The following is a 13,077-nucleotide window of genomic DNA, read 5'->3' as shown; positions in this document are numbered from 1 at the left end:
GAAATAAGTTATTCGCCACTTGTTACAATATCATCTGGGGTTAAACTATCTAAAAATTGTGTAAAGGCTACTTTATCAATAACTTCAATAAAATATCCTTTTCCATAAGCAATGTGAATTAAATACCCGTGTTTATCACTTACTTTTTTTAAATATGCAAATTCGCTTTGAACAGTCCGCTTAGACACTTCCAACTGTTCCATGAAAAATGTAATCGGTAAATAATCCTTAGTATTAAACAATGCTTTTAGAATCATATACGATCTCATCATGTGTCTACTCCCTTCCTTACACTACATATTACCAGTACCTCTGTATTATAACAGACCATATTTTGCACCAATTTATGCAAGCCCACTAACAAACTATTTTTTAATCAATTATTATCACCGTACAACAAAAAGGACTAGCTGTTAAAACAACAGCTAGTCCTTTTTAATATTTAGTCTATTTTAACATTTTCTTTTTTCGCTTTTCCTTGTAACCACAGATTAAAGGCGAGTACGACCACCAAGAGCACTGTCGCAATCAACATAATATTGTGTAAACCTTGGTACATAATCGCGCGCATTGCCGGTAAGAGGTGCGCTGGCAATTCGTGCACGCGTTGGAGGTTGCTCAACTTGTTCATCATCGCCATCGTGATTTGACCGTGTGATTTGGCAATCCCTTGCGTTAAAGCATGGTTCAAAATCACGCCGTAAATTGACGACATGAACGTTTGACTCAGAATCCGTAAGAGATAGGCAAAAGAGGTCGCAATAGGCACATCGCGCGTCTCAGCATCTTCTTGGACACTAATTTGCAAGACGTTAAAGCTCATCCCAAGTCCGAACCCTTCAAAAGCGCCCATCAATAATAAAAACCAAAATGGTGCCCGATCGCCCATCATTAACATCCCACTAAAGGCGATTAAAAAAGCGACCGTCCCCAAGGTCACCACGCGGTGTTTCCCTAAGCGCGGTTGAACTGCCGGCCCAGCCAGCGAACCAATCAAGTTGGTGACCGCGCCTGGAATTTGCGTCATCCCGCCGAGTAACGCACTCAAGCCTAATAACCCTTGCGCCCACATTGGAATATAGATGTTAAACGCGATAAATGCGCCCCATAAAACGACGAATAAGATAAAATCAGTCACCAATTGCGGATTTTTAAACAACCGGTTCGGTACGATTGGATCGGCCGCGCGATCTTCCACTCGGTATAATACAACTAGCAAGATCAAACCTGCGACGATTAACCCAATTATCAGCGTCAATGAACCAGTCCCAATCATTTGAATCCCAGTCAATAACGTCACCAAACTGGTAATCATAATGCCGGCGCCCAAGTAATCGACGCTGCCACTTAGATGTGTCTTAGGTTGTTCTTTGAAGAAATAACGCACGCAGAGAATGGATACCAATGCGATTGGCACGTTGATGTAAAAGACCCAGTGCCAACTAAAGGTATCAACAATCCACCCACCAATCAGTGGCCCGACAATCGAAGCCGCGCTATAACTCGCGGTCGCGTACCCGATAACTTGCGCCCGCTTGCGCAAATCTTGGTATAAATCAGCATAAATGATGAATGGCAAGGTGTTCATCCCACCAGCGCCAATCCCCATGACGGTTCTAGCAATCAAGAAAAAAACGATATTCCCAGAAACTGCCTGAAAAATCGAACTGACCGCAAACAGTAACGTTGCCAATTGGTAGGCCCGCCGATTGCCGATGTGTTCACCCAACTTACTCCATAAGGGCGTGGCCACCGCCATCCCCAACAAGAAGACCGCCACAATCCAGCCCATATATTGAATCCCGTGCAAATCACTAATGATTGCTGGCAAGGCCGTATTGATGATTGTCCCATCAAGCCCCGCCATCATATTTGATAATAATAATGCCAGTGTTACTAAAAGTGTATTCTTCTTATTCACTATCAACTTACTCCGTATTTTCTGTTTTTACTTATTATAGTATAAGCTATCTCAATTAACGACCTTCCTTCAGCCGCTCAACCACTTTTATTATCATACACCTTCAAGTTGACTGGAAGGCAAACAAAAAAACGTACTCCTAGTACGTTTTTCTCCTTTAATTTTCAAAAATTCTATCTACTAATTCAATTTCTTCAATATTTTTCAAATCATATTTATTTATCGAAGCTATTATTATTTGATTTGGTTCAAAATATTCATTTAATATTCTTATAACTTCTGCAATATTCCTATCTGAAACTTCTCTACCACTTGGCGAATCTAATACAATCGGTAATTTTACCTTTGTATATTTCTCTATAATTTTTATATACGCCATTTTAAATGAAAATACAACTTTGTAATAAATCGTTCCGCTAATTGACTTTAAATCTCGTGTAAAAATATACTTTTTATCTTTAACAACATCTAAAATACCAAGTTTTTCTGCAAATATATTTACCCATTCTCTAGTTTCATCAATTAGTTCATTATTAGCCATAAATTCTTTTTCTATAATATCGTTAAGACTTGCTATAGCCGATTTTAACTCCTCTTCTCGTGCTGATAATATTGTATGATTAATATTAATTGTAGAAATATCACTAAATGCTCTTGCTACTACGTCGACTTCGCTAAATAAATTAGCGGTACTATCGGCAAGTATTTTTTCAGTCTCCGTAATTTGAATCCTCAATTGCTCAATGTTTTCTTGAATAATAGCTGATTTTTGTTTCAAAAAATTAATGTTATCATCAAAATTTAAAATGTTATCATCATCAACTACTATATTTTTACCATTATAATCAATAATTATATTTAGCGATAAAATATAATTTTTTAAGTTTTCCTCCTCAAGAAAGCTTTTCCTAACCTTTTGTAATTCTTGTTTTTCAACTCTTAGTTTTAATTTTAAATTCTTGTAGTTATCGATTAACTTAGTGTCATCTTTTTCTCTCAAAGACTCAACATTACTATTTTTATACTCTAGAGTACTTTCCTTTAGCTCTATTAACTGTCTTACACGAGATAAAGCACTTTTTAATTCCTGCAACTGAACTAACTTATTTTCTAAACTTTCACCATTTCTAGATAATCCTACTAAGAGATCACGTATGTTAAATCGAATATTACCTATAACTTTCCCTCGATTTAAAAGTGTCCAACCTTTATCTTGATCCATATAAATAGCGCCCAATATATTCCTCAAAACTCTAATAGAATCTATACCCCAAATGTATGCAAACCATGTATCATCATTACCGGTTAGTATTCTAGATGTTAAAAAACTATTATCCTGGTTGATTTCTATATAATTCTCTTTTCTCATAACAGTAAATAAACTATTATCTCTTTCAAAACTAACTTGAGTATCTACTTTTGAAAATTTCATTCCGTAAGTACCTGGTACAGGGTATCCTAGTCCGTAAAAAATCAATCTTAATATAGTGCTTTTGCCTACACTATTGTTGGTACTAAATAATAATGTTTTGTCAGAAAAATCAAACGTTCTTTCATCACCATCATACTTTATTGTTAATTTTAATAATCTCATTTCATATTAACCCCCTCTTCAATTTTTTCTATCAATCTCTTCCCGTTAATAATTCTTGTCATAATTAGTTTTATTCCATACTCCTGTATAATCTTATCTTCATGATCTATAGGAAATATATCTAAATATTTATCCCACTCTTCCTTTACAAATTTTTCGCAAATCTTACTCGTTATCAATTTACCACCTGCATATCTCATTAACCCTTTTTGTATGCCATTAATAATTTCTATTCTTTCCACTTGTTGCTTAATAAAATCATTCTCATATGTCTCTAATTCACCTCGTGTCCCTGCAGGAGCATTCTCAAAGAAACTTTCTGGTACATCATCTATAATTTCAAAAATGATTCTCCAAATTAAACTTTCTTTAGTTATTCTTCTCTTTTTTTCTGTGGTATCTTGAGTTCCTGCATTACTTAAGTAATGCGTAATTAACATATTTTTTACTCTGTCCACTTTAGTTATAACTTTTTCTAATTTCACCAATTCAAAAAAATACTTTATTGTTCCTTCTAATACTGAATATTGTTGTGCATCCTGTGAGTCTGATCCAAACAGAATCGTTCCTATTCTTAGTCGCCGCAAATCAAAATTCTCTATACTAGATGTATATTTTTCTTCTAATTGTCGTTGTGCCATTTCTATTCTTTCTTGAACAAATTGTTTAGCCTTCTCAGGTAAAGACTCATATGTACGGATAAAAGTCTTATTCATTTCTGGTATCCAACTCGCCTGCATAAGCGCATCATCTAAATTTAATGGATTACGAAAATTAGCTATATATATTAACTCTGAATATCCACCGTTAGTTATATTGCTAGTATTAATTAGAGTGTTCATTGCCGCGGTAATCTTGGTACTATCTTTCACATCATATATCTTTTTTTGTATTGATTTAACCTGTACATAAACTGGTTTTCTATCATTTAAATATAATTCTACATCTTCTGTGTTCCCTTCAATCTTTACTTCGTTCAGATTTTTTATATTTTCCAACGACAGTATTATCCCTACTATAATTTGAAATTGCCATCCAAATGCCGATGCTGATGCATTGGTCTGTTTTGTACCTTCTGCTGGAATATTTTTATCTCTAGGCTCCTTTTTTAAATTCTGCACATCAGTAACTTCAAATAAATCCATCTGTTTTTCATCATCTATTAAACTAACTTTACGACTACTCACTTTTGCTTCCCCCAATACAGTAGTTCCGTTTACAATCTAAATTAATACCTTAATTAATCACAATAATTCACATGATAATCCTCTCATATATTATACCCTACTACTGCTATAAAATTGAGCTACGCTAATACTCATATAGCTTGTATTTCTGCTATAAGTTAATTATAAAAGGGCACCCTGCCAACAATTAAACTGGCAACAGCACCCTCTATCCAAAAATTCTATTATTCTTCTAACTAGCTTATTTGATTTAATTCTTTTACCAATTGTCGATTTAAATGCCGCATATAAAAATAAAAAATGATGAGATGCAATCCAAACGTCATAACTGACGTAATTATTAAGTATGGCGCTATCCACTTAAACAACTCAGGTGAATAGAGTAGTAACGCGAGAATCTGAAATCCAATATTACATACGGTACTAATTACAATATTCCATACTGCACCTAATGTTGAAAAATGCCATAGATATGGATAAACGATCCCAAATACAATTCCGACTAATAAACCAATACCAATTATTCGCCAAATGCCTATCGAGTTTTCTTGGATTGTCGCTAGTAATGTCATCCAAATAATTGCAATTAAAGTCGTTTGGCTAAAATCTTGCTTCATTTGTTTTATCAATTTAAACGCTCCTTTATCTGTTGTGCATAGTGCCGACTGACAACATACTCCTTACCCGATTGTGTAAACACACTTAATTTTGCATTCTTACTGGCCTTAAAGTTCACAATCTGATTGAGATTAAGAACAGTTGTATTATTTATCCTTGAAAAGCCCATTTGGTTGAATGCCGCCATCTGCTTTAAGGTACTGCCATAATAATAAATTGAACCATCGACTGTGTAGACCTTAGAAAGATGTCCCATTGACGTAAAAGCTTCAACAGTATCTAAAGAAATTTTTTGCTGCCGTTCGTTCTGCCTATTTCTAACTTGAATTGTTTGATCAAATTGCAGTGATTTAAGGGCAGATTCTATTAATTCTTGGTGCTTTGAATGCCCCTGAATCACTACTGTCTCCGGTGAATAATTGGACCCCCATTTAAAAATAAAATGCATTAGCCACATCCCTCCTCTTTAAAATCAACAATAACAAATCAACTAACCTAATGCGATTCAATTTAGCTTAGTTGCACTAAAATTTGTTTTGATGCATAAAAAAAGGCCCCTTTTCAGAGTCCTTTTTCAATCGGCTACAATGCCGTGTGGGCTTCAATTATTTGCCGCACCTTTTTCCGTTCCTTTTCAAAGCGCCAGTGACCGTTCATCCCAGAATAGTGCATTAATTGGCTGAGATGATAGCCTGTTGGTAGATTGCCTTCTAGGGCCTTATAAACCTTGCTGCCTAAAGCAATTAAGGTTGCTGATTGTGGAATGCCGAGGTCCTTCAAGTGATCGAGTAAGGCTGTTACATTGGCTTGGCCAACCTTAACCTTGCTGGAGTCACTTTCTAGTGACCCTTCTAAATCCGTAATGAAACCACCCCATGCAGCAGTACCGTAAGTAATGGCTGCTAGTCGATAATCACAACTTTTGCGATCACCGTGGAAGTTCCCGAATAATTCTGGTAGTGGGCCCGCATCGCCTGGGTTCAATCCGATAAAGACGTATTGCACCGCACTCAATTTTTGATCCAAGGCTGCTTTATCAATGTCACTCGGAAAGCCGGGTTCATAATTTTCTTTGAATAACGGTAAAATGGCTTCTTCCGGCGTTGCGTCAGTCAGGTCGCTTGGAATTGACCAGTATAACCAACTATCAACGGCTGTATATTTTGTCATTTAGCATCACGCTCACTTTCTATGATAATTATAAAAAATGATTGCGACACAATATGTCACTTCTAACCGTTTTTGAGATTTCGGGTTAAAGATTTTCGCGCGCCGCTATCATCTGTTCGATAAATTGCGCAATAGTCTCAACTTCGGCTTCGGAGTAGTTGGCTAAAACCGCTTCATAGTTTTGGCGTTGCCGTTGATGTAATTGTTGGTGAAGCTCGCCGATTTCTTGCCCGCGAGCCGTAATTCTCAGTACGACGGCTTTTTGATTTTCCGGCGTGTGAAATTTTTCAACCAACCGATTCTTAGCGAGGCGCTGAATATAGCGCGATAACATTCCTTGCGACAATTCAGATTGCGCCTGTAGCTGCTTGAAGGGAATTGCTTCGCCCGCCTGTGCCAGTTGCGTCAAAATTGCCAATTCTGAATGCGTTAGTTTCTTGGCTTGGGCCATCATCTCCGGCGTTTTATTGGCCTGTAAATGCTGTAATAACCAATCCCGCTCAGGATCTTGATCATTTTCAGCATGTAATTTGGCGATCATTTCTTGGAACTTTGCTAATTTAGACATTTTTAATTACCTGTAATATATCTGTTGACTTTCATTAATTTAGGATCTATACTAATTTTACATTACAGGTAATTAAAAAACAAGAATCTTTCATTTTTACAATTAACCGGGTCATTTTTACCCCAATCAATTACCGGTAATTAATTCTATAAAAAAGAGGTTTTTAATATGAAAGCAGCAGTCGTAACAGATTTTAAACAAGATCCTAAATTTGATAACCAATTTCCAACACCAATTCCTAACCCAGATGAAGTCCTCATTAACGTGATTGCCTCATCCCTTTCCAATCGGGCGCGCTCCGGTGCAGCCGGCAGCCACTACACATCGACGGACCAACTACCAATGATTCCCGGTGTCGATGGCATTGGTACTTTACCAACCGGTGAACAAGTTTATTTCGCCAGCGAAGGTACTTTTGCTGAACAAGTCGCCGTCAAAAAAGGCCACTGGGTAACAGTTCCCGATGGCCTTGATGCGATTAAATTAGCGGGCATGATGAATCCCGCCCTTTCTTCTTGGATGGCACTAAACTACCGTGCCAATTTTAGTACCGGTCAAAAAGTCATGATTCCGGGCGCTACCGGTAACGCCGGTATGATGGCCGTTCAGATTGCCAAACGCTTAGGCGCTTCAGAAATTATCGCCGTCGCCCGCAATACAGAGCAGCTCAAGACACTGACTGCCTTAGGCGCTACACAACTGGTCGATCTCTCTGCAGAACCCGCACAACGCAATGCTCAACTCGCTAAAGCCGGCAGTGACGTTGATATCGTCCTTGATTATCTTTGGGGCGACGTTGCCGCAAACGCCATGACCGCCATCATCCCCCACCGTCAAAATGCCGAACAACTTTTGCAATGGGTTGAAATCGGCTCATCTGCCGGCCAAACCGCACCCATTCCAGGCGCTGCCTTCCGCGCCGTTGCTTTGCGCTTAATCGGCTCTGGTCAGGGTTCAGTTGCGCCTATCAATATGATGAAATCATTGAACGCCATTTTAACCGCTGAAAAAGAACAACCTTTTACTTTTACAACTCGGACACTGCCATTATCAGATGTTGAAGCTGGCTGGCACCTCCCTGGCAATGAACGCCTCGTTTTCACTATCTAGTCGGTCCCTCGCACCACAGCATCGCGCCGCATACGAATCCCGTATTCCGCCAAGCCAATTACAACCGCAATCGTCAACAGAATGAGGAGACTCTTCCAATCTTGTTTCAAGATTAATAGATCTCCAGCAAAAGCGTAAATAAAAGCAACGATCGTCGAACCGGCTAAACAAGCCCAGCTTTGTGCTTTAGCCGTTAAATGCGTATCACCGGCGGCTAGATTCACAAAAGCAGTCGGGATCATTGGTACTGCATAACCAATCAAGACGCCCACTGCCGGATGCCGCATTTTAACTAGCGCACGATAAACGCGTGAATCCGGCTTTTTGTGGCGGCGATCCCGCACTCTGGTCAATAACTGCACTTGCAGTAAATTCCCGAGCGTTAAACCAATCGCATTAACGACAAAGCCGCCCCAATGCCCTAGGCAAACCCCGACAAGCATCGCGACTGCTGACGTCGGCGCGCCAGGAATCACTGTCATCACGACCATCACTAAGCCAAACACCAAGAACGCATACGGTCCCAGATGACGAATATCCAACACATATTGCCGATAATCCTGCCACTGCGCTAAAAAAGCAATGACCGTCCTCTGATGGCGCCAACCAATCAATAAAACAATCAGCGCTAGTAAGATGATACTTACCGCCAGTATCAGCCGCTTTTGTTGGTGCGCCGTCATCCGATGACACCTTCTTTTAAGTAATGCTCAATCGTCGTCAAGATACCATCGTGATTATGATCCGCTAACGCAATGTTAGCGGATTGTTTTTTTATCGACTCATAGGCATTAGGCATCGCAAAGCCCCAAGGCGTCATCGTCAGCATCCCCAAATCATTTTCATTATCCCCAAAAGTCATCAATTCATCATCGGCAATTTGGTAACGCGTCTGTAATTGACGTAGACAGCTCACCTTATCCACACCAACATTACCAATCAACTCCGTTTGAAATCCCGAATTCTGACTCATCAAACCTACCGGTAAGGAGCCCCGTAACTGCTGAACCGCCTGTGAATAATCAACATCCGGCCCAAACGTGATCCCGACTTTAGTAATTTGATCGTTGACTGAGCGCCCCGTCAACTGATCAAAATGATCGACCAACGTCACCGCATGGTAATACTGTTTAATGATTGCTAGTGTTTCGGGTGAAGCCTGTCGCGGCACATACGTTTGGGCCAACCCAGAAATTGTTTTTTGCACAATTGTCCCCGCTGGAAAGCCCTTCGCAATTAACGCTAACAACGCTTGTAAATCATCATCAGCCAATGCGTCTACTCGCAGTAAATCATCCCCATGATGCACAATCGCCCCATTTTGAGAAATGAAATCTAACGACTGACGATACGGATCAAATTGATTTTGCAGCCGTTGATATTGCGATCCACTAGCGACTACAAACTTAACTTGGCGTGCTTGTAACGCCTGAAAAACTCGCGCAAACCGCGCCTGATTATATTGATTATTCTGGTCCAAAAAAGTCCCATCCATATCAACAACGATCATTTTAACACCCATGATGAAAACCTCACTTTTATTCAAAGTCACTTATTCTAATCTCTTTAGTATAAACAATCATAGATAAACACAAAAGATGTATTTAAGTAATGATAAAAATACTACCATACTTAAGACAACAAAAAAGGCTGAACCCTAAGGTTCAACCTTTTTAATTTGCGTGGCAACGTCCTATCCTCGCAGGTAGTTTCCCACCAACTACTATCGGCGCTAAGAAGCTTAACTACTGTGTTCGACATGGGAACAGGTGTATCCTTCTTGCTATCGCCACCACACTATTTGTGCTTTCGCACTGAGAAGAACTTCGTTCTCTCAAAACTGCATAATAAGTAATATTTTCATTTCAAAAGCCTAACATTGCACCTTTGGTTAAGTCCTCGACCGATTAGTACTAGTCCGCTCCATACATCGCTGTACTTCCACTCCTAGCCTATCTACCTGATCATCTTTCAGGGGTCTTACTTCCATAAAGGAATGGGAAATCTCATCTCGAGGGGGGCTTCACACTTAGATGCTTTCAGCGTTTATCCCTGCCATACATAGCTACCCAGCGATGCGCCTGGCGGCACAACTGGTACACCAGAGGTATGTCCATCCCGGTCCTCTCGTACTAAGGACAGCTCCTCTCAAATTTCCTGCGCCCGCGACGGATAGGGACCGAACTGTCTCACGACGTTCTGAACCCAGCTCGCGTACCGCTTTAATGGGCGAACAGCCCAACCCTTGGGACCGACTACAGCCCCAGGATGCGATGAGCCGACATCGAGGTGCCAAACCTCCCCGTCGATGTGGACTCTTGGGGGAGATAAGCCTGTTATCCCCAGGGTAGCTTTTATCCGTTGAGCGATGGCCCTTCCATACGGAACCACCGGATCACTAAGTCCGACTTTCGTCCCTGCTCGATTTGTCAATCTCACAGTCAAGCTCTCTTATACCTTTACACTCTACGAATGATTTCCAACCATTCTGAGAGAACCTTTGAGCGCCTCCGTTACACTTTAGGAGGCGACCGCCCCAGTCAAACTGCCCACCTGACACTGTCTCCCGCCACGCTAAGTGGCGCGGGTTAGAGTGGTCATACAGTTAGGGTAGTATCCCACCAACGCCTCAATCGAAACTAGCGTTCCGATTTCTACGGCTCCTACCTATCCTGTACAAACTGTACAAACACTCAATATCAAGCTACAGTAAAGCTCCATGGGGTCTTTCCGTCCTGTCGCGGGTAACCCGCATCTTCACGGGTATTATAATTTCACCGAGTCTCTCGTTGAGACAGTGCCCAAATCATTACGCCTTTCGTGCGGGTCGGAACTTACCCGACAAGGAATTTCGCTACCTTAGGACCGTTATAGTTACGGCCGCCGTTTACTGGGGCTTCAATTCTGGGCTTCGCTTGCGCTAACTCATCCTCTTAACCTTCCAGCACCGGGCAGGCGTCAGCCCCTATACGTCATCTTACGATTTTGCAGAGACCTGTGTTTTTGATAAACAGTTGTTTGGGCCTATTCACTGCGGCTGACCTGACGGTCAGCACCCCTTCTCCCGAAGTTACGGGGTCATTTTGCCGAGTTCCTTAACGAGAGTTCACTCGCTCACCTTAGGATATTCTCCTCGACCACCTGTGTCGGTTTACGGTACGGGTAGTTTATTTCTCACTAGAAGCTTTTCTTGGCAGTGTAACATCAGGAACTTCGCTACTTAATTTCGCTCCCCATCACAACTTGTCCTTAAAGAATCAAGCATTTCACTCAACTCAAGACTTGTTGCTTGGACACACATTTCCAGTCGTGTGCATTCCTTAGCTTCCTGCGTCCCTCCATCATTCAAACAAAATAAACTAGTACAGGAATATCAACCTGTTATCCATCGACTACGCCTCTCGGCCTCGCCTTAGGTCCCGACTAACCCTGGGAGGACGAGCCTTCCCCAGGAAACCTTAGTCATACGGTGGATCAGATTCTCACTGATCTTTCGCTACTCATGCCGGCATTCTCACTTCTAAGCGCTCCACTAGTCCTTACGATCTAGCTTCGTCGCCCTTAGAACGCTCTCCTACCGCGGACACTTACGTGTCCACCCACAGTTTCGGTATTATGTTTAGCCCCGGTACATTTTCGGCGCAGCGGCACTCGACTAGTGAGCTATTACGCACTCTTTAAATGGTGGCTGCTTCTGAGCCAACATCCTAGTTGTCTGTGCACCGCCACATCCTTTTCCACTTAACATAAATTTTGGGACCTTAACTGGTGATCTGGGCTGTTTCCCTTTCGACTACGGATCTTATCACTCGCAGTCTGACTCCCGGAACTAAATCAATGGTATTCGGAGTTTATCTGAATTCAGTAACCCATGACGGGCCCCTAGTCCAAACAGTGCTCTACCTCCATGATCCAATATTCCGAGGCTAGCCCTAAAGCTATTTCGGAGAGAACCAGCTATCTCCAAGTTCGATTGGAATTTCACCGCTACCCACACCTCATCCCCGCCATTTTCAACTGACGTGGGTTCGGTCCTCCAGTGTGTTTTACCACACCTTCAACCTGGACATGGGTAGGTCACTTGGTTTCGGGTCTACATCTATATACTCACTCGCCCATTTCAGACTCGCTTTCGCTACGGCTCCAGCTTTTCACTTTAACCTCGCATATAAACGTAACTCGCCGGTTCATTCTACAAAAGGCACGCCATCACTCATTAACGAGCTTTGACTAATTGTAGGCACATGGTTTCAGGATCTATTTCACTCCCCTTCCGGGGTGCTTTTCACCTTTCCCTCACGGTACTGGTTCACTATCGGTCACTAGGGAGTATTTAGCCTTGGGAGATGGTCCTCCCGGATTCCGACGGAATTTCACGTGTTCCGCCGTACTCAGGATCCAGAACGGAGGTCAAGTTGTTTAATCTACGTGGTTATCACACTCTTTGACTCAGCTTCCCAGCTGATTCGATTACAACTTAACTTGGTAACTCCAAAGTTCTGTCCTACAACCCCAAGAAGCAAGCTTCTTGGTTTGGGCTCTTCCCCGTTCGCTCGCCGCTACTTAGGGAATCGATTTTTCTTTCTCTTCCTGAAGGTACTTAGATGTTTCAGTTCCCCTCGTCTACCTTCATTAAGCTATGTATTCACTTAATGATAATACTCGATTAAAAGTATTGGGTTCCCCCATTCGGAAATCTCCGGATCAAAGCTTACTTACAGCTCCCCGAAGCATATCGGCGTTAGTACCGTCCTTCATCGGCTCCTAGTGCCAAGGCATCCACCATGCGCCCTTTATAACTTAACCTATCTTTACCTACGGTAAAGGGTTATTATTTGAGTTTAGCGATATGAACTAATTCATATTTCTATTATTAAAAAACTCTTTAAAACGCAATGTTTTTCTCGGC

Annotated in this window: 11 protein-coding genes and 2 rRNA genes; 1 reads left to right on the top strand and 12 read right to left on the bottom strand. The window is 41.3% G+C overall.

All coding sequences use genetic code 11. The features are described 5' to 3' along the window. Window positions 1-8: 8 nt before the first annotated feature. From LEUCM_RS02885 to LEUCM_RS02850, 8 genes are all read right to left on the bottom strand, one after another. The gene (locus LEUCM_RS02885; RefSeq protein ID WP_082267696.1) at window positions 9-272 is read right to left on the bottom strand and encodes an HTH domain-containing protein; all 264 of its coding nucleotides are present in this window, start codon (window positions 270-272) and stop codon (window positions 9-11) included. Window positions 273-442: 170 nt separating this feature from the next. Then, on the bottom strand, window positions 443-1,921 hold the full coding sequence (locus LEUCM_RS02880) for an MFS transporter (RefSeq protein WP_016265817.1): 1,479 nt from the start codon (window positions 1,919-1,921) through the stop codon (window positions 443-445). A gap of 157 nt (window positions 1,922-2,078) precedes the next feature. Further along, on the bottom strand, window positions 2,079-3,515 hold the full coding sequence (locus tag LEUCM_RS02875; RefSeq protein ID WP_016265818.1) for a hypothetical protein: 1,437 nt from the start codon (window positions 3,513-3,515) through the stop codon (window positions 2,079-2,081). Continuing rightward, window positions 3,512-4,702: a hypothetical protein gene (locus LEUCM_RS02870; protein WP_016265819.1), complete on the bottom strand. Its 1,191-nt coding sequence runs from the start codon at window positions 4,700-4,702 to the stop codon at window positions 3,512-3,514. Before LEUCM_RS02870 ends, LEUCM_RS02875 begins: the two co-directional genes overlap by 4 nt. A 236-nt stretch (window positions 4,703-4,938) precedes the next feature. Beyond that, window positions 4,939-5,331 (bottom strand): hypothetical protein, encoded by a 393-nt coding sequence (locus LEUCM_RS02865; RefSeq protein WP_025016154.1) that lies wholly within the window; start codon window positions 5,329-5,331, stop codon window positions 4,939-4,941. Then, a complete protein-coding gene (locus LEUCM_RS02860) occupies window positions 5,328-5,768 on the bottom strand; it encodes a LytTR family DNA-binding domain-containing protein (RefSeq protein WP_025016153.1) in 441 nt (146 codons plus the stop codon). The genes LEUCM_RS02865 and LEUCM_RS02860 overlap by 4 nt, the downstream gene beginning before the upstream one ends. A gap of 134 nt (window positions 5,769-5,902) precedes the next feature. Continuing rightward, window positions 5,903-6,490, bottom strand: a complete 588-nt coding sequence (locus LEUCM_RS02855) for a hypothetical protein (protein WP_016265821.1) — start codon at window positions 6,488-6,490, stop codon at window positions 5,903-5,905. Window positions 6,491-6,575: 85 nt separating this feature from the next. Beyond that, complete coding sequence (locus LEUCM_RS02850; protein ID WP_016265822.1) at window positions 6,576-7,058, bottom strand: MarR family winged helix-turn-helix transcriptional regulator; 483 nt, start codon at window positions 7,056-7,058, stop codon at window positions 6,576-6,578. 168 nt (window positions 7,059-7,226) lie between these two features. Here LEUCM_RS02850 and LEUCM_RS02845 point away from each other — a divergent pair, with 168 nt between their 5' ends. Continuing rightward, complete coding sequence (locus tag LEUCM_RS02845) at window positions 7,227-8,168, top strand: quinone oxidoreductase family protein (protein WP_025016152.1); 942 nt, start codon at window positions 7,227-7,229, stop codon at window positions 8,166-8,168. On the opposite strand, the gene LEUCM_RS02840 is transcribed toward LEUCM_RS02845, so the two are convergent. The 4 genes from LEUCM_RS02840 to LEUCM_RS02825 all read right to left on the bottom strand — a co-directional run bounded on the left by LEUCM_RS02840 (window position 8,165) and on the right by LEUCM_RS02825 (window position 12,974). Further along, window positions 8,165-8,851 carry a TVP38/TMEM64 family protein gene (locus tag LEUCM_RS02840; protein WP_016265824.1) on the bottom strand — a complete coding sequence of 229 codons (687 nt, stop codon included), beginning with the start codon at window positions 8,849-8,851 and terminating at the stop codon, window positions 8,165-8,167. The two genes, LEUCM_RS02845 and LEUCM_RS02840, sit on opposite strands and share 4 nt — an antisense overlap. Next, entirely contained in the window at window positions 8,848-9,690 is an 843-nt protein-coding gene (locus LEUCM_RS02835; RefSeq protein ID WP_025016151.1) for an HAD-IIB family hydrolase, read from the bottom strand. Before LEUCM_RS02835 ends, LEUCM_RS02840 begins: the two co-directional genes overlap by 4 nt. Before the next feature lie 158 nt (window positions 9,691-9,848). After that, a 5S ribosomal RNA gene (gene rrf, locus LEUCM_RS02830) occupies window positions 9,849-9,965 on the bottom strand. A gap of 90 nt (window positions 9,966-10,055) precedes the next feature. Continuing rightward, a 23S ribosomal RNA gene (locus LEUCM_RS02825) occupies window positions 10,056-12,974 on the bottom strand. Window positions 12,975-13,077 lie beyond the last annotated feature (103 nt).

It is taken from the genome of Latilactobacillus sakei subsp. sakei DSM 20017 = JCM 1157, assembly GCF_002370355.1.
In the GTDB taxonomy this organism is placed as follows: Bacteria; Bacillota; Bacilli; order Lactobacillales; family Lactobacillaceae; genus Latilactobacillus; species Latilactobacillus sakei.
This window is presented reverse-complemented; position numbering and strand designations above follow the sequence as displayed.